This window comes from Streptomyces sp. NPDC057963 (assembly GCF_042887155.1).
In the GTDB taxonomy this organism is placed as follows: domain Bacteria; phylum Actinomycetota; class Actinomycetes; order Streptomycetales; family Streptomycetaceae; genus Streptomyces.
Window position 1 is genome coordinate 52,899 of record NZ_JBHVPX010000029.1, and the last position, 22,907, is coordinate 75,805.

38 protein-coding genes and 1 pseudogene are annotated in these 22,907 nt (G+C 69.5%); 7 read left to right on the plus strand and 32 right to left on the minus strand.

Features of this window, described 5'->3' with window-relative positions; all coding sequences use genetic code 11:
* The first annotated feature begins 48 nt into the window (after positions 1–48).
* The 3 genes from ACFVT1_RS36480 to ACFVT1_RS36490 all read left to right on the plus strand — a co-directional run bounded on the left by ACFVT1_RS36480 (position 49) and on the right by ACFVT1_RS36490 (position 1,845).
* Positions 49–240, plus strand: a complete 192-nt coding sequence (locus ACFVT1_RS36480) for a hypothetical protein (protein ID WP_389803856.1) — start codon at positions 49–51, stop codon at positions 238–240.
* A gap of 129 nt (positions 241–369) precedes the next feature.
* Positions 370–609 carry a hypothetical protein gene (locus ACFVT1_RS36485; protein WP_389803859.1) on the plus strand — a complete coding sequence of 80 codons (240 nt, stop codon included), beginning with the start codon at positions 370–372 and terminating at the stop codon, positions 607–609.
* A 60-nt stretch (positions 610–669) separates the two neighbouring features.
* Positions 670–1,845, plus strand: coding sequence for a glycosyltransferase (locus tag ACFVT1_RS36490; RefSeq protein ID WP_389803862.1), 1,176 nt, complete (start codon positions 670–672; stop codon positions 1,843–1,845).
* A gap of 13 nt (positions 1,846–1,858) precedes the next feature.
* Here the strand turns inward: ACFVT1_RS36490 and ACFVT1_RS36495 are convergent, their stop codons facing one another.
* The 4 genes from ACFVT1_RS36495 to rfbB all read right to left on the minus strand — a co-directional run bounded on the left by ACFVT1_RS36495 (position 1,859) and on the right by rfbB (position 5,789).
* Complete coding sequence (locus tag ACFVT1_RS36495; RefSeq protein WP_389803865.1) at positions 1,859–2,278, minus strand: low molecular weight phosphotyrosine protein phosphatase; 420 nt, start codon at positions 2,276–2,278, stop codon at positions 1,859–1,861.
* A 2-nt stretch (positions 2,279–2,280) separates the two neighbouring features.
* A complete protein-coding gene (locus ACFVT1_RS36500; protein ID WP_389803868.1) occupies positions 2,281–3,417 on the minus strand; it encodes a DegT/DnrJ/EryC1/StrS family aminotransferase in 1,137 nt (378 codons plus the stop codon).
* 133 nt (positions 3,418–3,550) lie between these two features.
* A complete protein-coding gene (locus ACFVT1_RS36505; RefSeq protein WP_389803870.1) occupies positions 3,551–4,777 on the minus strand; it encodes an ATP-grasp domain-containing protein in 1,227 nt (408 codons plus the stop codon).
* Positions 4,770–5,789: a dTDP-glucose 4,6-dehydratase gene (gene rfbB / locus ACFVT1_RS36510; RefSeq protein ID WP_389803872.1), complete on the minus strand. Its 1,020-nt coding sequence runs from the start codon at positions 5,787–5,789 to the stop codon at positions 4,770–4,772. Before rfbB ends, ACFVT1_RS36505 begins: the two co-directional genes overlap by 8 nt.
* Positions 5,790–6,005: 216 nt before the next feature.
* Between rfbB and ACFVT1_RS36515 the strand changes: the two are divergent.
* Both ACFVT1_RS36515 and ACFVT1_RS36520 read left to right on the plus strand, forming a co-directional pair.
* Positions 6,006–6,146 (plus strand): annotated as a pseudogene (locus tag ACFVT1_RS36515) (multiprotein-bridging factor 1 family protein); the annotation flags it as partial.
* 138 nt (positions 6,147–6,284) lie between these two features.
* Positions 6,285–7,304, plus strand: a complete 1,020-nt coding sequence (locus ACFVT1_RS36520; RefSeq protein ID WP_389803952.1) for an XRE family transcriptional regulator — start codon at positions 6,285–6,287, stop codon at positions 7,302–7,304.
* A 46-nt stretch (positions 7,305–7,350) separates the two neighbouring features.
* Here the strand turns inward: ACFVT1_RS36520 and ACFVT1_RS36525 are convergent, their stop codons facing one another.
* From ACFVT1_RS36525 to ACFVT1_RS36660, 28 genes are all read right to left on the minus strand, one after another.
* Positions 7,351–7,554: a hypothetical protein gene (locus ACFVT1_RS36525; RefSeq protein WP_389803875.1), complete on the minus strand. Its 204-nt coding sequence runs from the start codon at positions 7,552–7,554 to the stop codon at positions 7,351–7,353.
* Positions 7,551–8,891, minus strand: a complete 1,341-nt coding sequence (locus ACFVT1_RS36530; RefSeq protein ID WP_389803877.1) for a coiled-coil domain-containing protein — start codon at positions 8,889–8,891, stop codon at positions 7,551–7,553. The genes ACFVT1_RS36525 and ACFVT1_RS36530 overlap by 4 nt, the downstream gene beginning before the upstream one ends.
* Positions 8,888–9,214 carry a hypothetical protein gene (locus ACFVT1_RS36535; protein WP_389803880.1) on the minus strand — a complete coding sequence of 109 codons (327 nt, stop codon included), beginning with the start codon at positions 9,212–9,214 and terminating at the stop codon, positions 8,888–8,890. Before ACFVT1_RS36535 ends, ACFVT1_RS36530 begins: the two co-directional genes overlap by 4 nt.
* Positions 9,215–9,446: 232 nt before the next feature.
* Positions 9,447–9,665, minus strand: coding sequence for a hypothetical protein (locus tag ACFVT1_RS36540; protein WP_389803882.1), 219 nt, complete (start codon positions 9,663–9,665; stop codon positions 9,447–9,449).
* Positions 9,662–10,231 carry a hypothetical protein gene (locus tag ACFVT1_RS36545; RefSeq protein WP_389803885.1) on the minus strand — a complete coding sequence of 190 codons (570 nt, stop codon included), beginning with the start codon at positions 10,229–10,231 and terminating at the stop codon, positions 9,662–9,664. Before ACFVT1_RS36545 ends, ACFVT1_RS36540 begins: the two co-directional genes overlap by 4 nt.
* Positions 10,232–10,304: 73 nt before the next feature.
* Entirely contained in the window at positions 10,305–10,778 is a 474-nt protein-coding gene (locus ACFVT1_RS36550) for an endonuclease domain-containing protein (protein WP_389803888.1), read from the minus strand.
* 35 nt (positions 10,779–10,813) lie between these two features.
* Positions 10,814–11,644, minus strand: a complete 831-nt coding sequence (locus ACFVT1_RS36555; protein ID WP_389803889.1) for a phosphoadenosine phosphosulfate reductase — start codon at positions 11,642–11,644, stop codon at positions 10,814–10,816.
* On the minus strand, positions 11,644–11,865 hold the full coding sequence (locus ACFVT1_RS36560) for a DUF6011 domain-containing protein (RefSeq protein ID WP_389803892.1): 222 nt from the start codon (positions 11,863–11,865) through the stop codon (positions 11,644–11,646). Before ACFVT1_RS36560 ends, ACFVT1_RS36555 begins: the two co-directional genes overlap by 1 nt.
* Positions 11,862–12,086: a hypothetical protein gene (locus ACFVT1_RS36565; protein ID WP_389803895.1), complete on the minus strand. Its 225-nt coding sequence runs from the start codon at positions 12,084–12,086 to the stop codon at positions 11,862–11,864. The genes ACFVT1_RS36560 and ACFVT1_RS36565 overlap by 4 nt, the downstream gene beginning before the upstream one ends.
* Positions 12,083–12,721 carry a cell surface glycoprotein gene (locus ACFVT1_RS36570; protein ID WP_389803897.1) on the minus strand — a complete coding sequence of 213 codons (639 nt, stop codon included), beginning with the start codon at positions 12,719–12,721 and terminating at the stop codon, positions 12,083–12,085. The genes ACFVT1_RS36565 and ACFVT1_RS36570 overlap by 4 nt, the downstream gene beginning before the upstream one ends.
* The gene (locus ACFVT1_RS36575; RefSeq protein ID WP_389803900.1) at positions 12,721–13,677 is read right to left on the minus strand and encodes a hypothetical protein; all 957 of its coding nucleotides are present in this window, start codon (positions 13,675–13,677) and stop codon (positions 12,721–12,723) included. Before ACFVT1_RS36575 ends, ACFVT1_RS36570 begins: the two co-directional genes overlap by 1 nt.
* Positions 13,678–13,896: 219 nt before the next feature.
* Positions 13,897–14,280: a hypothetical protein gene (locus ACFVT1_RS36580; protein ID WP_389803903.1), complete on the minus strand. Its 384-nt coding sequence runs from the start codon at positions 14,278–14,280 to the stop codon at positions 13,897–13,899.
* Positions 14,280–14,540, minus strand: a complete 261-nt coding sequence (locus ACFVT1_RS36585) for a hypothetical protein (RefSeq protein WP_389803906.1) — start codon at positions 14,538–14,540, stop codon at positions 14,280–14,282. The genes ACFVT1_RS36580 and ACFVT1_RS36585 overlap by 1 nt, the downstream gene beginning before the upstream one ends.
* Positions 14,540–15,136, minus strand: a complete 597-nt coding sequence (locus ACFVT1_RS36590; protein WP_389803908.1) for a WhiB family transcriptional regulator — start codon at positions 15,134–15,136, stop codon at positions 14,540–14,542. Before ACFVT1_RS36590 ends, ACFVT1_RS36585 begins: the two co-directional genes overlap by 1 nt.
* On the minus strand, positions 15,133–15,312 hold the full coding sequence (locus ACFVT1_RS36595) for a hypothetical protein (RefSeq protein ID WP_389803911.1): 180 nt from the start codon (positions 15,310–15,312) through the stop codon (positions 15,133–15,135). The genes ACFVT1_RS36590 and ACFVT1_RS36595 overlap by 4 nt, the downstream gene beginning before the upstream one ends.
* A 161-nt stretch (positions 15,313–15,473) precedes the next feature.
* Entirely contained in the window at positions 15,474–15,848 is a 375-nt protein-coding gene (locus ACFVT1_RS36600) for a WhiB family transcriptional regulator (RefSeq protein ID WP_389803913.1), read from the minus strand.
* Positions 15,845–16,174 carry a hypothetical protein gene (locus tag ACFVT1_RS36605; protein WP_389803915.1) on the minus strand — a complete coding sequence of 110 codons (330 nt, stop codon included), beginning with the start codon at positions 16,172–16,174 and terminating at the stop codon, positions 15,845–15,847. Before ACFVT1_RS36605 ends, ACFVT1_RS36600 begins: the two co-directional genes overlap by 4 nt.
* On the minus strand, positions 16,171–16,896 hold the full coding sequence (locus ACFVT1_RS36610; RefSeq protein ID WP_389803917.1) for an exonuclease domain-containing protein: 726 nt from the start codon (positions 16,894–16,896) through the stop codon (positions 16,171–16,173). Before ACFVT1_RS36610 ends, ACFVT1_RS36605 begins: the two co-directional genes overlap by 4 nt.
* Positions 16,893–17,909 carry a hypothetical protein gene (locus tag ACFVT1_RS36615; RefSeq protein WP_389803920.1) on the minus strand — a complete coding sequence of 339 codons (1,017 nt, stop codon included), beginning with the start codon at positions 17,907–17,909 and terminating at the stop codon, positions 16,893–16,895. The genes ACFVT1_RS36610 and ACFVT1_RS36615 overlap by 4 nt, the downstream gene beginning before the upstream one ends.
* Before the next feature lie 2 nt (positions 17,910–17,911).
* Positions 17,912–18,754, minus strand: a complete 843-nt coding sequence (locus ACFVT1_RS36620; protein ID WP_389803922.1) for a hypothetical protein — start codon at positions 18,752–18,754, stop codon at positions 17,912–17,914.
* Positions 18,751–19,185, minus strand: coding sequence for a hypothetical protein (locus ACFVT1_RS36625; protein ID WP_389803924.1), 435 nt, complete (start codon positions 19,183–19,185; stop codon positions 18,751–18,753). The genes ACFVT1_RS36620 and ACFVT1_RS36625 overlap by 4 nt, the downstream gene beginning before the upstream one ends.
* Positions 19,182–19,418 carry a hypothetical protein gene (locus ACFVT1_RS36630; RefSeq protein ID WP_389803927.1) on the minus strand — a complete coding sequence of 79 codons (237 nt, stop codon included), beginning with the start codon at positions 19,416–19,418 and terminating at the stop codon, positions 19,182–19,184. Before ACFVT1_RS36630 ends, ACFVT1_RS36625 begins: the two co-directional genes overlap by 4 nt.
* Positions 19,418–19,777 carry a hypothetical protein gene (locus ACFVT1_RS36635; protein ID WP_389803930.1) on the minus strand — a complete coding sequence of 120 codons (360 nt, stop codon included), beginning with the start codon at positions 19,775–19,777 and terminating at the stop codon, positions 19,418–19,420. The genes ACFVT1_RS36630 and ACFVT1_RS36635 overlap by 1 nt, the downstream gene beginning before the upstream one ends.
* On the minus strand, positions 19,774–19,998 hold the full coding sequence (locus ACFVT1_RS36640; protein WP_389803933.1) for a hypothetical protein: 225 nt from the start codon (positions 19,996–19,998) through the stop codon (positions 19,774–19,776). Before ACFVT1_RS36640 ends, ACFVT1_RS36635 begins: the two co-directional genes overlap by 4 nt.
* Positions 19,995–20,474, minus strand: coding sequence for a hypothetical protein (locus ACFVT1_RS36645; protein ID WP_389803935.1), 480 nt, complete (start codon positions 20,472–20,474; stop codon positions 19,995–19,997). The genes ACFVT1_RS36640 and ACFVT1_RS36645 overlap by 4 nt, the downstream gene beginning before the upstream one ends.
* Positions 20,471–20,845 (minus strand): hypothetical protein, encoded by a 375-nt coding sequence (locus tag ACFVT1_RS36650; RefSeq protein ID WP_389803938.1) that lies wholly within the window; start codon positions 20,843–20,845, stop codon positions 20,471–20,473. Before ACFVT1_RS36650 ends, ACFVT1_RS36645 begins: the two co-directional genes overlap by 4 nt.
* A complete protein-coding gene (locus ACFVT1_RS36655; RefSeq protein ID WP_389803941.1) occupies positions 20,842–21,192 on the minus strand; it encodes a hypothetical protein in 351 nt (116 codons plus the stop codon). Before ACFVT1_RS36655 ends, ACFVT1_RS36650 begins: the two co-directional genes overlap by 4 nt.
* A 268-nt stretch (positions 21,193–21,460) precedes the next feature.
* Positions 21,461–21,751, minus strand: coding sequence for a hypothetical protein (locus ACFVT1_RS36660; RefSeq protein WP_389803943.1), 291 nt, complete (start codon positions 21,749–21,751; stop codon positions 21,461–21,463).
* A gap of 257 nt (positions 21,752–22,008) precedes the next feature.
* Between ACFVT1_RS36660 and ACFVT1_RS36665 the strand changes: the two genes are divergently transcribed.
* Together ACFVT1_RS36665 and ACFVT1_RS36670 are read left to right on the plus strand one after the other, a co-directional pair.
* Positions 22,009–22,410, plus strand: a complete 402-nt coding sequence (locus ACFVT1_RS36665; RefSeq protein WP_389803945.1) for an XRE family transcriptional regulator — start codon at positions 22,009–22,011, stop codon at positions 22,408–22,410.
* Positions 22,411–22,679: 269 nt separating this feature from the next.
* Positions 22,680–22,847, plus strand: coding sequence for a hypothetical protein (locus tag ACFVT1_RS36670; protein ID WP_389803947.1), 168 nt, complete (start codon positions 22,680–22,682; stop codon positions 22,845–22,847).
* The last annotated feature ends 60 nt before the right edge of the window (positions 22,848–22,907 follow it).

Sequence of the window (22,907 nt, forward strand, 5' to 3'; positions counted from 1 at the left end):
GGGTGCGGGATGCGGGACGTACGGATGGAGTGGCTTGCGGCTGAGGTCATGGCTGGGCTGCCGTGCGACAAGGCGCGGGCGGCGGTGCAGGACCTTCTCGTCGAAGTCGCCGGGCGTCCCGAGCGGTGGCCGCCGCCCGGTGGCGAAGAGGTCGCCGACGCCTTCGGGGCCTGGTGCTGGGTCTCGTTCGTGGCCTATGCCGACGGCCTGGAGGTGCGTGACATCGGCTGGGTGCTGTAGGACGTCGCTTTCGCGGCGTCGCTCCACTGGTGCGTGGTGCGTGGTGCGTGGTGCGTGGTGCGTGGTGCCGTGGTGTGTGGTGTGTGGCTCGGGGTGCTGGGGCGTGCGGGCCGGCGCACGATGGGAGGCATGGACGGAGCACCGATCGTCGTGCACCGGCCGTCAGCCACGGGCGGCCGAAGGGTATCCGTGCGCGGGCAGATCCTGGGCCTGGCCCACTCCGACCGCGACCTGGTGGTGTTCCTCGAAGCCGCGGGGGTCCTGGACCCTGAGCAGGTCCTCGATGATCCGCTGTGGGTCGAGTGGCGTGGGGGCGGCGCGCACCAGTGGGACGCGGCCTGGCCCGGTCAGAGTTCTCCGGAGGTGTGAACTACGTGATGGGTGGCGTTGGAGCCGTCATGGGTGAGCGCAACCAGTAGGGTGCGCCGGGTGAACAATGCTTCCTCTCTTCCCCGTGCCTTCCGTCTGATCGTCACGGGGGGAGGTACCGGGGGCCACACCTATCCCGCCTTGACCGCAATTCGAGCGTTGCAGGACCGGCTGGCGGCGGAGGGCAGACAGCTCGACGTGCTGTGGATCGGGACGCCGGACGGTCTGGAGGCCCGCGTCGCACCGGCCGAGGGCATCGCCTTTACTACGGTCGCCACGGGCAAGATCCGGCGTTCCAGTAATCCGCTCAAGATGGTGTCGCCGGCGAACGTGCGGGACATGGCCCGGGTGCCGCTCGGGGTGGCGCAGGCTCGGAAGGTCGTCGCTGACTTCCGGCCGGACGTCGTGCTTGCCACCGGCGGTTACGTGGCCGTCCCTGCTGGTCTGGCCGCCCGCATGTGCCGCCGCCCGCTGGTTCTTCACGAGCAGACTGTGCGCCTGGGCTTGGCCAACCAGAAGCTGGCGAGCTCGGCGACGAGGATCGCGGTGTCGTCGGAGTCGTCGCTGCCGCTCCTGCCGGAGTCGGTGCGGGGCGCTGCGGTCGTCACCGGCAATCCGGTCCGCCCCGAGGTGCTGACCGGCCACGCGGACAAGGCAGTTGCGGCGCTGGGACTGCACGGTTTCGACCGGCGGTTGCCGACCGTGTACGTCACCGGCGGTGCGCAGGGCTCGCAGCAGATCAACGGCGTCGTGCGGGACTCGCTGACGTGGCTGTTGGAGCGGTCGAACGTGATCCACCAGTGCGGGCCGGCGAACGTGGAGGAGCTGCGGCGCGACACGGCGGGTCTCCCGGCGGAGCTGGCGAGCCGCTACTGCCTCGCCGGGTTCATGGGCTTGGAACTCCCTGACGTGCTGGCGCTGGCCGACGTCGTAATCTCGCGCAGCGGTGCCGGCACGCTGGCCGAGCTGACCGCGCTGGGCAAGCCGGCCGTGTTCGTCCCGCTCGCGACCTCGGCCGGGAACGAGCAGGCCCACAACGCCAAGCATTTGGCGGAGGCGGGTGCTGCTGTCGCACTGCTCGGCGAAGTGACGGCGGCGAGCCTCCGCGACGCGGTGGGTCCGCTGCTCACCGACCCCGCACGGCGGGTGGCGATGGCGGAGCGGGCCCGTGCGCACGGGAGGCCGGACGCGGCGGACAGGCTCGTGGATGTGATCCTGTCCGCTGCGTCCGGCTGACCGGTGCGGGGTGTTACGGGAGGCGACCGATGTGCAGGGCTGTGCCGGTCTCGATCAGCACGGCGCAGTCGTTGAACACGTCGCCGCCCTGGCCCATCGGGTCGGGGACGTCGCGGTCGCCGAGGTAGAGGCCGAGCTTCTGTGCGTTGTCCTCGGTGCAGATCGTGCGGAGCGTTTCGAGGACCGCGGCGTTCATCGTCAGCACGGTGTCGGCCCAGTCCAGCATCTCCAGGGTGATCTGCTGGGCTCGGTGGGTGCTGAGGTCGTAGCCCAGTCGGCCGGCCGCCTTGATCATGGAGGGGTTGGCGGGCTGGTCCTGCCATTTGCCGATCAGTCTGGCCGAGCGGACCTGCACGTCGTCACCGCCCCGGCGGGCGAGGGCGAGCGCTGCGAACGGGGAGCGGCAGTAGTTCCCCAGGCATACCGTCAGCATGTTCATCGTGAAGCTCTCGCAGACTCGACGGCCTGGCCGAGGGCGGACACCACGTGGTCGATGTCGTCTTCGGTCAGGTGCTGGTGGAAGGGCAGGCTCAGGATCTCCTGGCCTGCCTGTTCGGTGACCGGCAGCGGGCGCCGCCATGTCGTGAATGCGGGCTGGATGTGGTTCGGCGGGTAGTGGACGCCGACGCCGATGCCCCGGGATCGCAGTGCCGCGAATACTTGGTCGCGGTGGGAGATGCGTACCTGGCACAGGTGCGGCACCGTGTGCTCCACACCGACATCGACGAGCGTCACGTCGTCCAGTGGGCGTAGGGCGTCCTGGTAGGTGCGCCACAGGTGTTGGCGGGTGGTCTCGGCCGTGTCGAAGTGGTCGAGTTGGGCCAGGCCGATGGCCGCGTTGATGCCCGAGAGCTGGTAGCGCAGTCCGAAGCTGTCGACCTGGTAGGTGGTGGTGTTCGCGCGTTCGGTCTGGGACTGTGTGACGCCGAGGAGTCGCAGCCGGCGGATCGTGTCGGCTTCCTCCGGTGTGCGCGGGATGACCATGCCGCCTTGGCCGCAGGTGAGGTTCTTGATCGGCCCGAACGAGAAGCATGTCAGCGCACCGGTCGCTCCGACACGGCGTGTGCCGTTGCGGGAGCCGAAGGCGTGGGCGGCGTCCTCGACGACGGCGATCCCTCGTTCGTTCAGTTCGCAGTGAATGGGGCCGAGGTCTACTGCCCGGCCTCCGAACAGAACGGGGATGACGGCGGCCGTGTTGGCGTTGACCGACTCCAGGACAAGCTGGTGGTCCACGCACAGGGTGGCGGGCTCGATCTCGATGAACCGGGGGGTGGCGCCGACGGCCAGGACTGCCTGGACTGTTGCGCAGAACGTCATGGAGGGGACGATCACCTCGTCGCCGGGCCCGACCTTGGCGGCGAGCAGGGCGGCATGGAGGGCCGCGGTGCCGGAGGTGACTGCCACGGCGTCGTCGACGCCGAGGAATTCGGCAACCCGGTGCTCGAACTCCTCGGTGACGCCGGTGTGCCCGTACTGCCCGGACTCCAACACCCGGGCCACTGCCGAAGACTCCTCTCCGTACAGGTACGGGCTGGCGTTGCGCCGGGCATCCGGCCTCGATGAGTTGATCACGACTCTCCCCTCGTTGCGGACGTGAGTTTCAGCTCATCCGCGTCTTCGACATGCAGGGTCTCGACAGCGTCGGTGACGACCGAATGCTCCTGGCCGTGCAGGAAGGGCCTCGCGTTCCGGCCGGTATGCGTGGTCACTTCGTCTCTGTGATCGGTCGGATGATCGGTCGGATCAGCGCGCTAGCCGTTTTTAGGGCCGCGGATGCGTCCGCGACCGACGGTCCGGCAGCGACGAGCAGGCCGATCTTGTGGCCGGACTGGTCATGCGGCCGAACAAGGTCGCCCGGCTTGGCGTACAGCTCGACATCGGTGATCCCGGGGGTGTTGCGGGCTTCGGTGACGCCCTCCCACGTGACCAGCTCGCCTTCCGCGACGAGCGGTGAGCCGATCAGCTCCAGTGCCGCATGCGCGGCGCGCGTTGGTACCAGGTGGCCGCCAAACGGTTCACCGAGCGCGAGCGCGATGAGCGCACGCACGACGTCCACGCCATAGGCGGCGGCGAGCAATCGCGGGACGCCGTCACCGCCGAGACGTGCGTTGGCCTCGATGACGCGCTCCTGGCCGTCCGTGCCGAGGACGACGTCAAAGTTCGCTGGCCCATTGACAAGGCCGAGTGCACGACACAGCCGTTCGACGGTGGCCTCAAGTTGGTCGTGCGTCGCCGAGGACAACTGAGCAGTGCGCAGCCGCCTGACAACAAAACTCCCGTCGACGAACTCCTTGTTCTTGACGCAGGTCATCAGCGCCCTGCCGTCCCGCATGAAGACCTCAATGGCCAATGGGCGCCCCTGAACGAACTCCTCAGCGATCACGGTCTGAGAGGCGGAGTAGGAGCGGGCGTAGGCGACGGCGGCGGGCAGGTCGTCAGGGCGGGTGATGCGGGTGACGCCCTTGCTGCCTGAACCGTCCGCAGGCTTGATCACGAGCGGGAAGCGCAACCCCGCCGCCTCCGCGACAACCTCATCCGGGTTGCCTGACGCGGTCCATCCGTATCCGGTGATGCCGCAGGACGCGGCGATCGCGTGGAAGGCGGCCTTGTCGCCAGCCGCGAGGGCGCTCTTGGGGTACACGTAGGTGGTGCCGTACCGCAGGCTCAAGGCGTGCCAACTGGCCAGCGCGGCGTCGCTCGCGCCGCACACGATCCCGGCGGGGCACGCATCGCCTAGCGCGTCGGCGATGGCGTCGGTGTTCCGGGTGGAGACCTTCAGGGCCGCATCGGCGAACGGGAGCGCGGGAGCGTCCGGCCGCATGTCCACCGCTATGGTCGGGATTCCGCGACGCCGCGCCTCCTGGTAGAGCGGGACCTGTTCCTCCGACGCGCCAAGCACAATCAGCGCGTCCTGTGGCCAGTGCTCAGACATGCTGCGGCTCCTGGGCCGTGTCGAGGTTGACGCGCGGACACGTGGCGGCAGAGTTGCGTGTCAACGGTGTCCACCAGTCGGGGTGCGACTGGTACCACGCGACCGTCTCGGCGAGTCCAGCCTCAAAATCCCTGACTGGTTCGTATCCGAGGTCGGCAATCTTCGACCAGTCCAGGGCGTACCTCAGGTCATTGGACAGCCGGTCGGGGATGTAGGCCACCGAATCCCAGTCGGCGTCGCAGAGGCGCAGCAGCTTGCCGGTCAGCTCTTTGCTCGTCATGTCCGTTCCGCCGCCGATGTTGTAGATCTCGCCCGGGACTCCGCCACGCAGGACGAGCTCGATCGCGGCGCAGTTGTCCTCGACGTGAAGCCAGTTGCGCACGTGCTGGCCACGGTCGTGGAGGCTGACGGGCTGGCCCCGCAGGAGGCGAGTCACGAACAGGGGGACGATCTTCTCGGGGTGTTGGCGGGGTCCGTAGTTGTTCGACGAGCGGGTGACGCACACTGGCACGTCATAGGTGCGGTAGTAGCTCAGGGCCACGAGGTCGCTCGCCGCCTTCGACGCGGCGTACGGGACGGTGGGGCGCAGCGGGTCGTCCTCGGTCGCGGCGCCTTCGAGCAGGGGCCCGTAGACCTCGTCCGTGGAGACGTGGACGAAGCGCTGCACGCCGTGGCGCATGGCGGCGTTGGCGAGGGTCTGGGTGCCGAGCACGTTCGTGGTCAGGAACGTGCCGGCGGTAGAGAACGAGCGGTCGACGTGAGACTCGGCAGCGAAGTGGACGACCGCGGTGTGGTTCTGCACCAGCTGGTCGACCAGGTCGGCGTCGACGATGTTGCCGTGAACGAACGTCAGCTTCGGGTTGAGGAACGCCTCGCCGAGGTTCTCGGTGTGTCCCGCGTAGGTGAGCGCGTCGAGGACGGTCACCTGGGCGACGTCGTCGGCTTGCAGGATGCGCTTGACGAAGTGCGAGCCGATGAATCCGGCTCCGCCAGTGACGAGCACTTTGTCCATGGGATGCCTCCGGTAGGAGTGCGAGCAGCGAGGCGGCTGGGTACGCCGTCCGTCTGCGGGACCACCATCCCGGCCCGGATGCCATGCGCGGGATAGGCCGGGGGCTCATCCGCACACGCTGTGCCGGGCCCGCACACCGTGTGCCTCCGCACGCCCTGTCGCCGGGTGGGCAACGGCGCTAGCTTCGTTAGTCCCGTCGGTGCACAGGAGGTACCCATGGGCCAGAGCACGGAGCCGGGAGACTTCGGAGCCCTCATTCGAGGCGCCCGCTGTTCCGCCAGGCTCACACAGGCGCAGTTGGGCGCGAGGTGCGGGTACTCGGCTTCCGCTATCTCCCGGATCGAGTCCAACAAGCTGCGACCGGAGCACTCCGCGATGCTACGCATGTGCGAGGTGTTGGCCATCCCACCCGAGCGGATGCGCGGTTCCACTGTCCCGGACGGGTCGGCAGTCGTTACGGTGGCGATCGGGTGCCCGTCGGACGAGGAGGATGCGATGCGTCGCAGGAAACTACTGACAGGGGCACTCGCCGCTGGGGCGACGGCCATCGTGGGCGCGGGTACCGCGTCCGCTGCCACCCCGTCCGGGGATCCGGCCGCCGGACTGGAGGAAGCCCTGTTCCGCCCGCCGGCCGCCCAGCCGGTGCCGCTGACGCTCCTGACCGCGCAGACGGCCGCAGCCCGCCGAGCCTTCCGTGCCGCCCACTACACGGATCTCGGTCAGGCGCTGCCAGGTCTGCTCGCTACGGCCGCGGCGACCCGGAACGCGGCTACCGGGCGGGCCCGACAGCAGGCATCTGGGGCGCTGGCCAGGGCCTACGTGCTGACTGCTGAACTGGCGTCGAAGCAGCACTCTGACGCGGCGTGGGTCGCTGCTGACCGGGCGCTTTTGGCAGCTCGGGAAAGCGGCACGCCTGTGCCGGTCGGGGAGGCGTCCCGGGTACTGGCGATCACGATGCGGCGCTCCGGCCGCTGGTCGTCCGCTGTCCACCTCCTCACTCGTGAGGCGGCCGAGCTGGACGCCGCCGAGGAACGCACCGCAGCCGTACGGACCACGCTGCTCCTCACGGCCGCATACTCGGCGGCGACCGGCGGAGACCGCTCGGCGGCGCTGGCCTTGCTCGATGAGGCGGAGGAAGACGTCGAGCGCCTGCCCGAGGTCCCCGGACTGTTCACCGTGGAGGCCACCCGGGCCCAGGTCGACATCTACCGCATCGGTGCTCTCAATGCCCTCGGCATCCCGGATATGGGTGTGAAGGTTGCAGCCGGTCTGAACGTCAACCACATGCCGACTGAGGAACGTCGGGCGCGGGCGTGGACGGACATCGGTCGCATGTGGCACGCCCTGGGCGACGGGACCCAGACCTTTGCGGCACTGCGGCAGGTGGAGCTGGAGGCGCCGCAGGAAGTGCGGCGGCCAGCGCTGCGGGCGCTGACGTCTGATCTGCTGTACGGCCCCGCTCGGGTGCAGGGGCTGCGGGAGTTCGCCGTGCGAACCGGGGCGTTGGCCGCCTGAACCGGACGTACGAGACCCCCGCAGAGGATTGCGGCGCGCCCCATCGTCATGCCCGGGGTTCTTCAGGTGGGGCGATGAGGCCCAGAGCCAGGGCCTCGGCGTACAGGGCGTCAGGGGGGATGCCGGCGATGGCGGCGACCGCGGTGATGTTTCCAGTCTCAGCTCGGCGGCGGAGTTGGTCGTGCTGAAGCGCGTGCTCGATCTTGTCGCGGGTGATCCGCCGCAGCGACCGTGCGGGTGACTTCGTCATGTTCGGGCGACGTTGTTGAGGGTGACGAGCAGTTCTCGGGCGTAGCTGGTGGCCGGGGCTCCCTGCCTGTACCAACTGCCTGCGAGGTCCCGCACGCGCTGCACCGCGCACACGTCCTTGAGGGCGCGCCGGGAGGCGGCGCGCTGCTGGGCGATCACCTCGTCGCGGGCCCGGAGATCTGCCCGCAGGGTGGCGATCTCGACCTCGGCGCGGCCGATCGCCCGGAGTGCTGCGGTCAGTCGGGCACGGAGTTCGTCAACGGAGCCGGAGACCACGGTCGGGGCCTGGCCGTCGGCGCAGCATCCGCCCGCTCCGCAGTGGTCATAGGTCCGGCTCTCGGGCCGGCCATTGCCCTCGTTGTAGTGGTGCCACCCGGTGGGACTGTTCGGGCAGGTAGCCGGATGGCCCGGGGTGCGGCCCGGTCGGCTGGCCCACTGGATGCCGCGCATGTCCTGGTGGATGTCGCCGCGGTGGTGGGGTCGGAGGACGCACGGGCCGATGGGGTGATCGGTGATGTGGGTGGAGTACTCGGCGCAGATGGTGGTGGTCATGGGTGTCTCCGTTCGCGGCGGTTGGGGTTCGCTGTGGCCGCCCCGCGCGGTGCGGGGCGGCTGGGCGGGCCAGGTGGTTTGCGGTCCGTCGAGGGCGGTGAGGGTGGGGCAGGGCCAGGTGCCGCACCCGGCGGTGCACGACGCCCCGGCCTCTCCGATTCCGGCGTAGGCGTCACGGTGGAGGTCCCGCACACGGGCGGTGGCGGCCTCGGCGCGGTCGCGGGCGGCGACGGCTTCGCAAGTGGCGTCAAGGTCGTCGTGGACGGCGTCGGCGTCGGCCAGCTGCTGCTCCAGCTCAGCGATGCGGGCCTCAGCCTTCTCCAGCTCGGGCACGACGGCGGCGACGTGCTTCCGGTTGCCCGCTGCGACGTGCCCCAGCGTGGCGATCCGGGCAGTGAGCTGCTTGATGTGCTCGGCCTGTTGATCGGCCACGACTTCCAGCTTCAGCAGGCTCGGGGTGGCCTCGGTGAGGTCGCGCAGGCGCTGGTACTTCTCGTCGGTGGTGTGGCCGTCCCATGTGGACGAGCGCGGGTTTGTGGGCGGCACATGTACGAAGAGGTCCATGTCTCGTAGCCAGATGTGCCAGCTCATCTGGCCGGCGGGCGTCTCGATGATGACGATCGGCCAGTCGGGAGAGCACGGATCGGTACAGCCAATGTGGGAGGGGTGGAGGGCCGCGAGGTGTGCGACGAGGTGGGCGCGCTCGCGGTAGAGGGCGACGAGCTGGTCGTGCAGGGCGTCGAGGTCGTTGTCGGTGAGGTCGTTGAGGCGGATGCGGTCGCTCATTGGGTGGCCTCTCGCGTCTGCACGCTGAGCTGTGTGGTCGTCGTCAGGACGCACCGGGATGGTGTGTCCATCAGCCACCCCGTGCCGGGCATGTCGCAGATCACGGCGGCGGGGTGCCGGTCGGTGTACACCAACTCCCTGCGTGCTTGGGTCATGTGCTTGTCGCACAGCAGGGAAAGCGGCGCGGGGGTGGCGACTGTCCACAGGACGTGCCAGGTAGCTGGCGCACCGCATGTCTCGGCTCCGGGGGCTGGTTGGGAGCCACAGCGGGGGTCACCGACGCGGTCGGTGGGGGTCCAGTCCGGCAAGACGCGGTCGCTCATCGGGTCACGTCCTTTCCGTTCCACCAGGAGCGGGCTTCGGTGCCCTTTTGCTTGGCGTCTCGGTGTGGGTAGGTGTGGGAGGGGCTGCGCTGGCAGGTGTCGGTATTGGCCGGGGCTTGGTTGCCGCATACGGGTGCGGGCGGCGGGGCGAGTGCGTAGTCGTCTCCGCTGGTCGTGAGGGCAGCCTCAACGGCGCGGGCGACGGTTTGGAGCAGGGGGCAGGCGTGGTCGCTCATTGGCCCGGCTCCTCGGTGGCGGGATGCCGGCGTGCGGCGTGGTCGTCGGCTGCGGCCTGGGCAAGAGCCTCGGTCTTCGCTGCTCCGTAGCCGTCAGGGCAGGTGCACCACCAGGCCCAGGGCCATTTCCGGGCTTGGCGGGCATGCCGCTTGCTGACGATCAGGTGATCCAGCGGGCGGAGGCTCGGCGCCACCTTGGTCACGTGCTGGGTCATTGGCCCGGCTCCTCAGTCACGGCGAGCGCACGACGGGCTTCGTCGACAGCCGTGGCTGCGTCGGGCCAGCAGAAGAGTCGATCGACGCTGAGGGCGCTGATGGCCTCCTGCCATCCCTCCTGGGTCCAGGCCCGGCCGCCACCCCATCCGGGAACGGCTACTGACCATCCGACGCCGAAGACGAGGCTCTGGCGCCGTACGTGCAGGTTGGTGCCTCCCTGTTCGGGGACCGGGACTCGGTACTCGGTGGCGGAGGTGGCCAGCAGGTCGGCGGTAACGCGCTGCTCCTCGGCCACGGCGGGGGCGGCCTGCTGTGCCTCGTCGGCCATGCGGCGGAGGCGACAGGCGAGGCCCGCAGCGATGTCGAGGGATCGGGCGACGGCGTTCGGGTGGAAGTCGATGCCCGCAATCTCGTCGGCTGCCTCGCGGAGCACGGCGGCCCGGTGGGCGGCGAAGCGCTCGGCGAGCAGGCGGCCGTACTCATCGCGATCGAGGTGCGCGGGGCAGATGCGGTGGATCATCTCGACGGCAGCGGACTGGAGTTCGTCGGCGGGTGTGGTGGTCACGGGGTTCTCCTGGTGGTGGGTACGGTGGGTGGGCGCCCCCTCAATGCGAGCGAGGGGGCGAACGCGTCACAGGTCACTCGGCGGGGCACAACAACGGATTCCCGGCCCCGTAGGTCGCGAGGTACTCGGCAGCTGCGCGGTGATGGTTCTCGTAGACGCCGAGGTTCAAGTTGCAGCGGATGCAAAGCAGAGCCCGCACCACGCCTGTCGTGTGGCAGTGATCGACCGCGAGCCGCTTCCCCTCATCGGGGGTCTTGCCGCAGATTGCACAGGCGCCGCTCTGAGCCTTGACCATCGCCCTGTACTGCTGGAGCGTGATCTTGTAGCACTCCCAAAGTCGGCGGCCGAGCCGTTCTTCGGCGGTCTCCTTCCGCCCCTCTCGGCCGTTGATGCGGCGGTGTTCGGCCCGGCAGTCCCCACACATGGCCATGCGCTTCTTACCTGGCCCGTGACTGTGGAATGCGGCTTCGGGCTTCGCCTCCCGGCACTTGCTGCAGGTCTTTGCCACCTGCGGCAATCCGGGTATGAACTCAGTGCCCTGCGTCATCGATGCCTCCTCCAGTCGGACGGGCGTACTGCTGGTCACGTCATGCACCAGCCGGAGTCGCAGCCCTCGTCCTCGTCGAACCCAGGCAGTAGGTCGACGCCGGCGGGGATGGCCTCGCGCAGTGGCTTGTTGAACCGGGTCAGATACACCGGGTCCTTGCCGAGGTCTGCGCGCCGGCCGTTGAGGGTCTCTTCGAGCTGGCACGACTTCTCGAACAGTTCGGGCTCGGTACGCCGCTGGGTGTGCCAGTCCTCCGGCCGGTGGAAGGGACAGAAGAAACACGCGGATTTCGGCGGCAGCGGGAGACCAGCTTTGCGGATGATGCGCTGGCAGTCGGTGCGCCGGAGACCGAGGTCCAGCAGGGGGTAGACGACACGCTCGTGAGGGACGGGGCTGCGGTTGTTGGCCCGCTCAATCTCGTCGAGGCTGATGCCCATACCGACGATCGCGGGGTTCTCGGCGGTGGCGCCGCGGCGAGCCAGTTCCTCCGCCACCAGGTCGATCTTGAAGGTCTTGGTGCAGTTGCGGTTGCCGGGGGCGCCATTGGCCATGCGTACGGGAATGTCGATGCTCTTCGACCCGGGCTGGTTGAGCTGCTGCCAGAGGGTGCGCTCCTGGCCGCGGGTGGCGAGGCGGTGCTTCATGATGCGGCGCAGCTCCACAAGCTCCAGGCCATGCCGGGCGGCGTAGGGCTTCGCGTGTTCTTCCAGGTAGCAGAGGGTGGCGGGGAGTTCGCTGTCGTCGCCGACGTTGGCGAACAGGAAGGTCTTGGCGGTGATGCGGCCGGTGGCTGCGAGGACGAGCAGGGCGGTGGACTGTTGGCCTCCGCCGAAGCTGATGTAGTCGACTGGTCGGGCCTGTTGCATCAGAGGCTCCAGAGGGTGGCTTGGTGGTGGACGAGGGGCAGTTCGGTCTGTCCGTCGATGTGGTGGTCGGGGTGTGGGGTGGGGATGCGGGGTGCTGGGTGGTCGCCTGAGGCCTTGGCGCAGACGGGGCCGATGCCTCGGTCCCGCCACTTCTCGGAGCGCAGGAGGCGCCCGCAGACGCGGCACGACGGCGCGGCGGCGGCAGACGGGATCGGGATCACGTGCGGGCCTCCAGTTCTGCGATGCGGGCTTCGAGTGCGGCGACGCGGGCGTTGGTGCTGTCCTCGGTGGGGAGAGCCCGGTTGGCCGAGCAGGTGCACCAGGTGAGAAGCCGTGCGGTGGCAGGTGTGCCTTGGTTGGCGGCGGTGCCCATGCAGCAGGGCATGACGTCGTCGTCGAGGTCGGGGCAGCGGTGGCAGTTCGGCGGGCACCGGTGGCTCATGCGGCGGCCTTTGCGGCGGCGTCAACGCGGGCGGGGTGCGGGTCGTTGCGGGGGCGGCCGCGGGTCTGACAGCGCTGGCCGACGGGGACGCGGCAGGCGTCCCAGGGGCACTGCACCGAGAGCGGGTCCGGCCGGCCAGTACGCAGGAGGCGTTCTCGCTCGGCGCGTTCGGGGCGCTGCTCGGCGAGGGCGTCACGGACGTGGAGCGGTACGCATGAGCCGAGGGCAGCCCACCGGGCGTCGGCCTCGCATGCGGCGGGTCCGGTGGTCAGCTCGCGGAGTTCGACGGCGGGGGCCTGTCCGATGGCGACGGCGTAGCGGCCGGCCGCGATGGCGTGGCGGTAGGCGGTTTCGTTGTCGGGGTCTACGCCTGCGGGTGCGGGGTCGGTGTGTCGGTTCATGCGGTCGCGGACGGTGGCGGTCCAGCGGGTGGCGATGTCGGCGGGGAGGATCGGCCAGGTGGATTTGGCGTAGTGCTGGTGGGCGGCGGTGATCGCGTAGTCGTAGGGGACTTCGGCGAGGATTCCGGCCCACATGAGGGCTTGGGCGCGGCGCTCGGTTTTGTCCTCACGGCGGACGCGCGGGTCAGCGAGGGCGATTTCAGCGATGAGCTGGGGAATCTGCTCGGGCTCCATCAGGCGCCTCCCATCTTTCTCTGGCGGAGTTCTTCGGCGATGGCCGCCATGTCTTCGAGGTATTCGGTGGTCTTGCTCGGGGGCCCGGCGGTGAGGGATCGGGGGCCGGTGTACTGCGGGGCGTCTTGGAGGCCGGTCCAGCCGGGGAGGAAGTAGCGGGCGCTGTATGGGGTGTTCTTCGCGGCCTGCCAGGCGCGGGCGGCGTGGTCGATGAGGTCGGGGATTCCGACGCGGCGGATGGCGTCGCGGAGTTCGAGCCATTCGGCTGGGTTAAGGCCCCAGGAGACGCGCATCTGTCGGGCGCCCATGGCGTCGATGAGCGGCTGGACTTCTCCTCTTCCGCTCGTGGTGTCCACGGCGGTGCCGGGCGTGTCCACGGAGGGGGTAGGGGGAGGAGGTACTTCCGAAGGAAGTACCTGGCTAGGCGTGGAAGAGGCTTGGGCAGGCGCAGCACCGTCAGCGGGCGTGCTGTGTGACAGACCACCTTGACCTGCTACGGAGCCCGAAAAGTGGGGTTCATTTCGAACCGAATCCGTGTCGCTTTCGGCGCCGTTTGTATCGTGAATGTTGTTTGATTCGGAGCCGTTTCCGGTCCGCTTTCTGCTCGCGCGGCTCTTCGCGGCCCGTTCGGCGGCGCTCTTCTTGTTCGCCTCGTGCTGGGCGCGGGTCGTGTTCCGGCCGCCCTCGAAGAAGTCGTGGATCACGTAGCCGTCTGACGGCTGGGGGCACTTGGGACAGTCGTGTCCGGCCTGGTGCCACAGACCGGCTTCGATCAGATTCCGCACCTGGGCCGGTGTCCCCTTGAAGGGCTTCACGATGTCCTTGGGGATGAAGCCTTCGAGGAGGTGCTGGGCGGAGTAGGAGCCGCACCGCAGCCACAGACCGAGCGCAGCGTTCCCGGCCCGGATGAACTTCGGGTGGGAGTGCGCCGAGTCGTCGATCTTGAACCAGGGCATTTCGGCTTCTTCCGTACAGTCGTGGTGGGCCGGCGATGGCCCGGGGCACGGCGGCCCCGGGCCGGTCGGAACTCGGTTCCTACGAAGGGCTCTTCGGGCGTCGTGGGGGTGACTTCCAGAGGAGCAGAAATGGCCTCTGACCTGCAACGAGACAGTCGGTTAGCGCACGGCGTGGGACGTGCGCTAACCCCTTGTTCCATTCGCTGGTCAGGGGACTGCTCACGGCGGGGTGCTCGGGCCGTTGAGCATGCGTAGCCAGCGTTCTGTTCGTTTAGAGCGGAACAGGACGACCGGGTCGACGACGGCCGTGATGGTTGCCGCACGGCACCGCCAGGACAGGCCGGGGGACATGCAGTCCGGATCGGGCTCGACTGCTCCGACCGGCTCGACGCGATACAGGGCACCATCGGGCCGGAACGCGGCGTACACGCGGGCCACCTGCCGGTCGGTGGTGAGGTAGACGATGTCCGTGCGCCGGGCGTGTGCAGGGCCGTCGATCTCTTCGGCGTAGGCGGACAGGCGATGTTCGGTACCGGTGCTGTCCGGCGGGAGGATTCGGTCGCCAGGCTTCAGCCCCGGGACTCCACCGTGGAAGTACGCCATCAGCGGCTCTCCTCAGCTTCGGCGGTCGCCGCGTCGGCGATGACCTGCAACTGAGCGATCAGCACGGGCAGCTCGGTCAGCGGGACGCTGGAGCCGTTGGGGTCGGTACGGAAGTACAGGCCCGGCGTGCCGTCGTCGAATTTCGCGGTGCTGATGAGGAGCCGGTCTCCGTCCGCGTCGGCGTGGAGGTACCGGCTGGGGTGCGGCACGGCACCGGCCGGAGTCGGGTTGAGGATCGTGACGATCTCGGCATGGCCCATCAGCGCTGTCCGTTCTGGGAGGCGGCGGCTCGGCCAGCGGCGGTTTTGTACGCGCCGCCGCGGATGATGAGGTGGTCCGGGGTGACGCAACCCTTGTGGCCGCAGCCCGCGGTAAGGCTCCCGTCCGGACGCCGTCCGTACGTGACCTCCCACGCCAGCTGCATCGGGGTATATGTCTGGCCGTGGACCGTGACGGGGCTGGACCCGGTCCACCCGGTGTGGCCGTCAGTCAGCGCCTGGGTGCGGTCGGCGAAGACACCTGCCGGGGTGCGGACTTGTCGGGCCTGGACTTCGGAGACGAGCGGGGTTTCTTGGCCGGACGGTGTGTTCCGGATACGGCGGGCGAGACGGGCCCGCTCGGCTGGCGTAAGACCGCCCCGGACTCCGGCCCGGCGGTGCTCATCATCGGACCGCTCTTCGAGCATGGCCTCTTCCAGGCACCGCGGGCGGACTGGGCACCTGGCGCAGACTGCCCGTGCCGCCTCGGCCGACCGGACGTCCTCGGTGACGGGGAAGAACAGATCGAGGAGGCTTGTGCAGGCGCCCTTGGCACGCCATTCCGCAGGCCGGGCAAGGGTGTCGGGTGCATAGCTCATGCCGCACCTGCGAAGAGGTCGAGCTGCATAGGGCCCTGCGCGGTGACCAGCGCGCCGGTGCAGTGCTGAACGCAGGTGCGATCTGCGAGCCATACCCACGCGCCGCGCTCGGCGTCCGACTGGTCGTATGTCCAGCCGGACGGGCCGATGATGATGGTCTCTGCGGCGTGGGCCACGACACCTTTGCAGGCGCCGGTCTGGCTGGCCGCGCACGCGGCGCAGGTGAAAGGCCGGAGACAGAGACAGGGGCCGAGGATGCTGCCGGGGTGTTTGGCCTCGGTTCGGACAGAGTCAGTCCAGGCGTGCGTCCGGACCCATGCGGCGGTCGTTTCGTTCATCACGCCACCTCCTGCTGCTGCTGCCGGTGGGCGGTGCGGACCCGGACTACGGTGCGGCTGGTGATCCCGAGCCGATCCCCGATCTCGTCTGCGGACAGGCCCTGTTCGGTGAAGCGGAGGATTTGCTGGTCGCGTCTGGCGGTCGCAGCGGTCTGACGGTGCCGCTGGCGGGCGGACATCCCAGCCCATGCCCCGTGCCGCCGCCCGTCCGCTGCGTCCTCTACGTTCTGCGCGTACTCGTCGCACTCAGGGCGGACGGGGCACTGGGCGCAGATCCGCAGGGCGGTCCGGGCGTGCTGGCCGGACCCTTCGGGGTACCAGAGGTCGGGCTCGGTCTGAGCGCAGAGCGCGCTGTCCATCCACTCGTACTTCACTGGTCCCCCTTGGTGTCGCCGCACCAGGTGCAGGCCCAGGACCGCGGGGCGGCGGCCGGGAGGTGGCGGGTGGTCATGTGGCCACAGGCCGGGCTGACGCAGACGAGCCAGCGGGTGCCGGGCTCCAGCGGGACCGCACTGACCTCGGCGGTACGTCGGCTGCAGTCCTGGCAGGTCATCACCCCGCCGTCGACGACATGGGTGGCGAGCCGGTCCCAGCCGCGGCACGGGCACGGGGCGGCACGGGTGACGAGCGGCGAGGCGGGGGCCGAGCGGTGCCGGCCGACGGGTGCAACGAGGCATCGAATGGTGCTCAGCGGGTTCATGCCGACCTCCGCTGGTGCGGGACGAACGGCCAGTCGGCGCGGACCGAGGCCGCTTCGTGTTCACGGCCCGGGGTGCGGGCGAGGTACGCCGCGAATGACGTGGCCTGCTGCTGCGCCCACTGCTGCTGCACCGCGTGCAGCTGGTCGAGGGCGGTGCCTCGCAGCTGCGGCCACTTCTCGGCCAGGGCCTGGGCGACGCGGCAGGCGGCGAGCGCGTCCGCGTCCGCGGTGTGCGCGGCGTCAAGCCGGAGCCTGTAGTACGCGCACAGGTCGGTGAGGGTGCGACGGCCCTTGCGGTACGGGTCGACCGCTTTGTCCATGACGCGCGGGTCGATGACGCGGAGCTCGTCGCCGACGATGTCTGTGAGGGGCGTGACACCGTGCCGGCGGGCCTCGCGGTCGAGGAGCGTCAGGTCGTACGGCGCGTTCATCACGATGACGGGCAGTCCGTTGATGACGGCCTCGGCCAGGGCGTGCACGATCTCCTCGACCACGTCGGCAGCCGGGCGTCCTTCGGCACGGGCCTTCTCGGTGGTGATGCCGTGCACCGCAGTGGCCTCGGCGGGGATGTCGATGCCGGGGTCGGCGAACCAGGTCCTGGGGGTGACCGGGTCCCCGCCACCGCACCCGACGACGCAAGCAGTGACGATACGGTCGGTCTCGACGTTCAGGCCCGAACTTTCGATATCGAAGCCGCACATGCGGCCGAGGTGCCAGCTCATGCGCGGGCCCCCGATCCGGCCGGCGCGACGGCCGGCCATCCGGTCGACTGCTCGGCGTCGTCGAGGACTTCGACGTCGTAGGCGCCTTCCTCATCCGGCTCCGGCTCGGGCGTGGCTGCCTCTGTCTTCAGCTCGTCGGCCCGCTTCTTCAGCGCGGCCACCAGCTCGTCGTTGAGGTGACCGGCGGCGTGCGCGTCGCGGTAGACGTCCTGGACGTCATCCACGGTGAGGGCGCCCTCGGCGCGGGCGAGGTAGTCCGGGCGCGGCGCCTCGATCGCAGCCACCGCACGGGAACCGGACGGGTCCAGGGCCAGCGCGGTCGGGAGCGGGCCGGTGAGCGCCTGGCGGGTGGTGATGCCGCGGATCTCGACGACGACCACGGGGAAGTGCTTGGTCTGTCCGCCAGCCACGCGGGTGCGGGGCTCGATCCGCAGCGTCACCGGGACGAGGCCCTGGCCGCCGGTGCCGGACAGCACCATGTCGACGGTGCCCGCCATCTCGTTGGCGGCGTAGAAGCTGTGCGTCTCGGCTCGCCATACGCCGACGTCCGGCATGTCGGGGAGGACGACGCTCAGGCGGGAGGTGGCGGCGCAGACGGTGCCCTTTTTCTGCTGGTGCCAGTCTTCGCCGAACTGCTGCATGCAGATGCAGGGCTGGTGGCTGAGCTGTTCGGTCTGGCCGTCGCAGCGACGCATGCAGCCGCCCTTGTTCCACATCTCGTTGCACTGCGACAGCGGGTCGCCCGGGGGGAGGAGCGCGTCGATCTGCTCGGCCTCGGTGATGACGCGGAACTGCGGGGCTCCAGCGCCCTGCGGCTGCCACCGCTCGACGGTCCCGCCCCACGCTTCGGCGGCGGCGGTGACGTAGTGCTCGGCGTGGGAGGAGACCACCCATGTCTTCGACTTCACGGGCCTGGGGCGGCCGTTGGGCTTGTCGGAGGGGACCGACCAGCCGGTGCGCAGTCGGCCGAGTTCGCGGGCCTGGCGCTGCAAGGTGAGGATGCGGCTACCCATGATCAGGCCGCCTTTCGGGTCGTGCGCCTGCGCGCGGGCTCGGTCTGGCCCGGGGCGAGCAGGGCGGGATAGGTGGACGGCGCGGCGTGCAGCCAGCGGGTGCCTTCGAGGAGGCCACGGAACGCGCGATGGGCGTCGCGGCCGGCGGGCATCTCCACCAGGGCGTGGGACTTCGCGCGGAGGTTGAGGACGCCGGTGCGCTGAATCGCGGGCATGGGGGCGTCCGTGTCGTCGGGGAGGAGGACGGTCTCCGCGTACCGGAGGGCGGCGAGCTGGAGGGTGTTCTCCGGGTAGACGCTCTTCGCGGAGCGGGTGGCCGAGGTTTTGTAGTCGATGAGCCACAGCTCCAGCGCCCCGCCGGGGCCGGTGGGCAGCCAGATCAGGAGGTCTGCGGTTCCGGCGTAGCCGAGGCGGCGGTGCATGACCGTGATCTCGGTGGCGACGACGTGCTTGGCGAGGTCGACGCCCCACATGGTCAGCCAGCGGATGAGCTGCGCGAGGTACGGGGCCACCTCGGCGTCGTCCGCGACTGGGGCGCCGAGGACGTGGGCTTCGGCGGCGGCGTGGACGCGGTCGCCGAGGTCGCCCGCAGTTTCCTTGACCTCGCGGTGGATGGCCTTGATCTCGCGGGTGAGTGCCAGCCGGTCGGTGAGGATGCGGTGGGCGATGGCCTTCCAGTTGTCGAAGATGTACTCGACGGTGATCTTCACGCCCCACGGGATCAGGGCGCGCTTGTTGATGGCGGTGTCGAGGACGTTGGTGACGGAGACGAGGGCGGGGCCCCCCGCGGGGTCGGTGTAGTACCGACCCTGCGGGGTGTCCTGCGCGTGGCGCGGGTTCGTCACGCGGCGCCACCTTCGGCGACCTGAAGCGCCTCCAGGTCGACGGCGATCTCGGCGCCGCTGGAGAGGATGTACGGTCGGACGTCCTTCGCGATGTGCTTGGCGAGCCCGTCGGCAGTGACTGCCCACACGGTCAGCGGCGCCGGGGCGGGACTGCCGTTGCGGCCGCCGTGCCTGCCGACTCGCTGATAGGTGACGCGGTACTTGGTCTGCGTTGCGCCGGGGGCGGTGGCCATCTCGTCCAGGTCCCACGCGTGGCTCTTGCGTGCGGCCCGTTCGATCAGGTCCGCAACGTCGGGGTCCGGCTCGGCCGGGACAGGGCGGGGGTACGTCTGCCCGAAGTACTCGTGGTGCCCCGCGTGTCCCAGCTGGAGCTGGCAGTCACGGGAGGAGTGCCGCTCGCCAGGGTTGAACAGCTGCTCTTCGCACTTCATCGGGAGCCTCCGTGGGCGTGGTTGAGGCGGAACACGCGGCGGCCGGGGTCGGTGTCGTCGAGGAGGAGAAGCCCTTGGCGGGCGAGGACGGCGAGGTCCTGCCGTGCGGTCCGCCGGAACGGTGCGGCGTACGCGCGGGACCGGTACAGCTGCCGCACACGGTCCGTCGTCCATTCACCGTGGTCGTCTCGGACCGCGCGGCGCAGCAGGGCGAGACGGTCAGCGGCAGCCATCACGCACCGCCCTTCTCGACCTGGCGGGTCTGCTGGAGGGTCTGCCGGGCGTCCTCGAACCGGGCCAACTGCGCGGTGGCGGCGGCCTTGTCGGCCATGCGGCGCAGGCGCTCAGCCCCGTACATGAGGCCGCGCTCGTGCTCGGAACGGGTGCCGTGGATGGGGGTGCCGATCTCCGCGAGGAGGTCGGCGGCCTCGGTCAACACCTTGGCGCGGTAGCGGGCGGTCAACTCCCGGGCGTCCCGCATCTGGAAGTTCCGCAGCACCTCGGCATCGCGGGCGGCGATCAGCCGCTCGGCCTCCGCCCGGTCCTCGCCAGCCGCCCGCAGTACGGCGTACAACTCATCGCGGGCGTTCATGCGGCACCCCCGGCGATCGCGGCCATGCGGCGCAGCTCGTCGGCGTACTCGCACGGGCAGTCCATCCACGCCTCGTCCGCGTCACCGTGATCGGGGCAAGCAGCGACCAGGTCGTCGGCGGCCTCGGTCAGCACCTCGGCGCGGTGCATGGCGACGTGGTCGTGGTCATCCCGGGCGCACCCGAAGTCGATGGCCTCACGCAGGTGGTCGGCGGCGCTCATGAGGCACCGCCCGCCATCCGCAGCGCGTCGCTCTCGGATACCAGGGTCATCCACATGCCCAGCAGGTAGTCGTGCATCCGGCAGTCGTTCGCCTCGCACTTCCACGGGTCCACGACCGGGGCCAGCGCGGCGCGGGTGTTGCACGGCCACGTCTCGTCGTCGGCGAAGCAGTGGTTCGAGTCCGCGTGCTTCCGGTGCAGGGCGAGGACCGCAGCCTGCTGTGCCTCCAGCTCGGCGACCCGGGCCCGCAGCTGGCTCTCGACCTGGCAGGCGCCGCGGACGACGCGCCGGTAGTCCTCCTCGGCCAGCACGGCGGACCGCTTCAGTCGATCCACCTCGGCGTGCGCGGCAGCCTCACCCCGGCGGTAGCCCTCGTTCTGTGCCTCACCGCAGACGAACGAGAGGATTTCCCGGGCCTGACGGTCGGGGTAGCCGCCGTTGATCAGCGGCTGAACGGCGTCCTCGTAGGCGTTCATGCGGCACCCGCTTCACGCTGGGCCGGAACCGGGCGCGGAGCCACAGCCCGACGCAGAGCCTCGGCAAGCCGCAGCACCTGCCCGCCGTACACCGGCACGCTGCCGCCGTCGACCAACTCGTCCAGCAGGGACTGCACCGCCTCGTCGCGCTCGTGCGTGGCGTGCGAGTCGAGTCCCTGGTGCCGGGCCGACCGGTCCAGCTCGGCGATGCTCACCAGCTCGTCGAGCAGAGCGGGACCGTCCTCGGCGGCAGCCTCCGCGAGAGCGAGCACGACGGTGCTCAGGTAGTGCGTCATGTCGAGGGCGACCCCAGACGGGGAGGCGTCGACGGAGATCCGGAACGGACCAGTCACGGGCGTGCGCTCACTCATGCTGCCACCGCCGAAACGATCTGGTGCATCAGCGTCTCGCCGACAGGTACCGACACCGACACACGCACTGGCACCCGCACTCCGCTGCTCCCGGGAGGCGTGAACGTGGTCAGCGACCACAGCTCCAGCCCGTCGAACGAGGGCGCCTTACGCACCACACCGCCCAGCAGGTTCAGCCACGGCAGCAGGTCGTCAGCGTCGGCGACCGACACGTACACCGCCTCCGGGCGGGAGATGACCGTCGGGGCCGGCAGATCCGCGTAGCTCAGGAGCGACTCGATCGCGGTCCGGTTGTCACTGATCGCCGCCAGTCGGGCGCCGAGCCCGTCAGTAGGATTGGTAATCACGGTGTCCTCGATTTCTGTTGGGTAGGGGACTGCCGAGGGGTCGCCGGACCGGGCATGGTCTGAGCGGCCCCGCTGTGCGTGATGGATCAAGCGGCCTGGGCCGGCCTGATGTGCCCGGCCGCGATAGAGGCCGAGTCGAAGACCGCACGGAGCTGCTCGCGCTGCTCGGTACGAAGAGGAGGAGCAGCGGCCACGCTGCGGCGCACTGCCTCCAGCCCTGCGGGCCCGAGGCGCCGCATCGCTGCAGCCCTGTCGAACGCCGGGGCGGTCATGCCGTGGTCGCGTCGGGGACAGCGGTCAGTGCCGCTTTGTTGGCGCGGCAGACCGGGACGAAGAGAACGAGAGTGTCGACTCCGATACGTCCTGCGATGTCAACCGCGGTGGACTCGGGCACCACCACCACCGCCCCGGTCAGCAAGCCGCCGATGGTGCCGTGTGCGATGCCGATCTCAGCGGCGAGTGCGCGGGTGGTGATCCGCCGCCCAGTGCCGGTGCGCCGCATCAAGGTGCGCATGAGGTCCCGGCTGACCAGGGTGTACTTCGTGACTTCTTCGTTCACATCAACCTCTTGCAACAGAGTGTTGTTCTGGTTGGACAAGAAGAGCGTCGCACAGGGTGAACGCAATGTCCATCTCCTTGGACAGTCAAAATTCGGAATCGGTCATTGCGTCGTTGCGCCCTGGCGCAACTGTTGCGCGTCGTGGACACTCTGTTCGGCGCATGAGACAGTCGGGTGGCGCCACCAGCGGGAATGCTTTGCATTCACGTCAGTCACATGAACACCACATAGCTCATGACATGACACGGAGTGGCAGGATGAACCTCATGGCCGAACACGACGCACCCGCGCGGACGGACTTGTCCGACCTTGTGCGCGCCCGCAGGCAGGAGCTGCGCCTCAGTCTTCGGGCCGTTCAGGACCGGACGGTAGACCCTGCCTCTGGCGAGCCCCTGCTGAAATACTCCTGGATCGACCGGCTAGAGAAGGGGCAGCCCGTCATTCCACCGCAGTACCCCCAACTGCGCGCCCTCGCTACCGCGCTGCAGTTGCCGCTCGCCAAGATCCAGGACGCGGCCGGCGCCCAGTTCTTCGGTATTGACACCGTCTGGGCCGAGTCGCATGAGGCGCGCGCGCTGGTACGCCGGGCTGACCGGATGACGCCGGAGCAGCTGAGGCAGCTGATGCGCCTCATCGACACGCTGTCCCCGCCGGAGTAGCACCCCGATATGGGCGTTGACCATGTCCGGTACGCACGGTAGTTCACGCTAACGGGTTGTGGTCAAAAGCTGGTCAAAATGCAACAATCGCTCATCGCCTGGGGGGCGTTGAATGGTCAAGCAACCTGCCCGCTCGCGTGTGCATCGAACACTCGATCGAATACAGGGCGGGCCGCGCCAATGGGGGTCAGATGACCGAAAAAGTAGCACCGCAAGCACGAGTTGCCGCACGGATCCAGTTCAGCGACCTAGTCCCTGCCGGAAGGTTCATGGTCGAGGTCGAGGTCGGCGCCGAGACGGTGTTCTGCGTACGGCCCGGCGAGATGAGCGAACGACTTCGCGACGAGTGGAATGAGCACATGGCCCACGCCACTGGTTCCGGTCGATGGTTCCGCATGGATCCCGACGAGAAGCCTGGTGGTCACCCTCAAGGCTGAACCCTCGTCCGCACGGCAAAGAAGGCGGCCGTAAGGGTGCCTTTTTCGTGGCACCGACCT

Bases quoted from the DNA above. Each gene is read 5' to 3' on its own strand.
- ACFVT1_RS36480 (WP_389803856.1), top strand. From the start codon at position 49: ATGGCTGGGCTGCCGTGCGACAAGGCGCGGGCGGCGGTGCAGGACCTT.
- ACFVT1_RS36485 (WP_389803859.1), top strand. From the start codon at position 370: ATGGACGGAGCACCGATCGTCGTGCACCGGCCGTCAGCCACGGGCGGC.
- ACFVT1_RS36495 (WP_389803865.1), bottom strand. From the start codon at position 2,278: ATGCTGACGGTATGCCTGGGGAACTACTGCCGCTCCCCGTTCGCAGCG.
- ACFVT1_RS36505 (WP_389803870.1), bottom strand. From the start codon at position 4,777: ATGTCTGAGCACTGGCCACAGGACGCGCTGATTGTGCTTGGCGCGTCG.
- rfbB (WP_389803872.1), bottom strand. From the start codon at position 5,789: ATGGACAAAGTGCTCGTCACTGGCGGAGCCGGATTCATCGGCTCGCAC.
- ACFVT1_RS36520 (WP_389803952.1), top strand. From the start codon at position 6,285: ATGCGTCGCAGGAAACTACTGACAGGGGCACTCGCCGCTGGGGCGACG.
- ACFVT1_RS36525 (WP_389803875.1), bottom strand. From the start codon at position 7,554: ATGACGAAGTCACCCGCACGGTCGCTGCGGCGGATCACCCGCGACAAG.
- ACFVT1_RS36530 (WP_389803877.1), bottom strand. From the start codon at position 8,891: ATGAGCGACCGCATCCGCCTCAACGACCTCACCGACAACGACCTCGAC.
- ACFVT1_RS36535 (WP_389803880.1), bottom strand. From the start codon at position 9,214: ATGAGCGACCGCGTCTTGCCGGACTGGACCCCCACCGACCGCGTCGGT.
- ACFVT1_RS36540 (WP_389803882.1), bottom strand. From the start codon at position 9,665: ATGACCCAGCACGTGACCAAGGTGGCGCCGAGCCTCCGCCCGCTGGAT.
- ACFVT1_RS36550 (WP_389803888.1), bottom strand. From the start codon at position 10,778: ATGACGCAGGGCACTGAGTTCATACCCGGATTGCCGCAGGTGGCAAAG.
- ACFVT1_RS36555 (WP_389803889.1), bottom strand. From the start codon at position 11,644: ATGCAACAGGCCCGACCAGTCGACTACATCAGCTTCGGCGGAGGCCAA.
- ACFVT1_RS36565 (WP_389803895.1), bottom strand. From the start codon at position 12,086: ATGAGCCACCGGTGCCCGCCGAACTGCCACCGCTGCCCCGACCTCGAC.
- ACFVT1_RS36570 (WP_389803897.1), bottom strand. From the start codon at position 12,721: ATGGAGCCCGAGCAGATTCCCCAGCTCATCGCTGAAATCGCCCTCGCT.
- ACFVT1_RS36575 (WP_389803900.1), bottom strand. From the start codon at position 13,677: ATGCCCTGGTTCAAGATCGACGACTCGGCGCACTCCCACCCGAAGTTC.
- ACFVT1_RS36580 (WP_389803903.1), bottom strand. From the start codon at position 14,280: ATGGCGTACTTCCACGGTGGAGTCCCGGGGCTGAAGCCTGGCGACCGA.
- ACFVT1_RS36585 (WP_389803906.1), bottom strand. From the start codon at position 14,540: ATGGGCCATGCCGAGATCGTCACGATCCTCAACCCGACTCCGGCCGGT.
- ACFVT1_RS36590 (WP_389803908.1), bottom strand. From the start codon at position 15,136: ATGAGCTATGCACCCGACACCCTTGCCCGGCCTGCGGAATGGCGTGCC.
- ACFVT1_RS36605 (WP_389803915.1), bottom strand. From the start codon at position 16,174: ATGAACCCGCTGAGCACCATTCGATGCCTCGTTGCACCCGTCGGCCGG.
- ACFVT1_RS36610 (WP_389803917.1), bottom strand. From the start codon at position 16,896: ATGAGCTGGCACCTCGGCCGCATGTGCGGCTTCGATATCGAAAGTTCG.
- ACFVT1_RS36615 (WP_389803920.1), bottom strand. From the start codon at position 17,909: ATGGGTAGCCGCATCCTCACCTTGCAGCGCCAGGCCCGCGAACTCGGC.
- ACFVT1_RS36625 (WP_389803924.1), bottom strand. From the start codon at position 19,185: ATGAAGTGCGAAGAGCAGCTGTTCAACCCTGGCGAGCGGCACTCCTCC.
- ACFVT1_RS36630 (WP_389803927.1), bottom strand. From the start codon at position 19,418: ATGGCTGCCGCTGACCGTCTCGCCCTGCTGCGCCGCGCGGTCCGAGAC.
- ACFVT1_RS36635 (WP_389803930.1), bottom strand. From the start codon at position 19,777: ATGAACGCCCGCGATGAGTTGTACGCCGTACTGCGGGCGGCTGGCGAG.
- ACFVT1_RS36640 (WP_389803933.1), bottom strand. From the start codon at position 19,998: ATGAGCGCCGCCGACCACCTGCGTGAGGCCATCGACTTCGGGTGCGCC.
- ACFVT1_RS36645 (WP_389803935.1), bottom strand. From the start codon at position 20,474: ATGAACGCCTACGAGGACGCCGTTCAGCCGCTGATCAACGGCGGCTAC.
- ACFVT1_RS36650 (WP_389803938.1), bottom strand. From the start codon at position 20,845: ATGAGTGAGCGCACGCCCGTGACTGGTCCGTTCCGGATCTCCGTCGAC.
- ACFVT1_RS36665 (WP_389803945.1), top strand. From the start codon at position 22,009: ATGAACCTCATGGCCGAACACGACGCACCCGCGCGGACGGACTTGTCC.
- ACFVT1_RS36670 (WP_389803947.1), top strand. From the start codon at position 22,680: ATGGTCGAGGTCGAGGTCGGCGCCGAGACGGTGTTCTGCGTACGGCCC.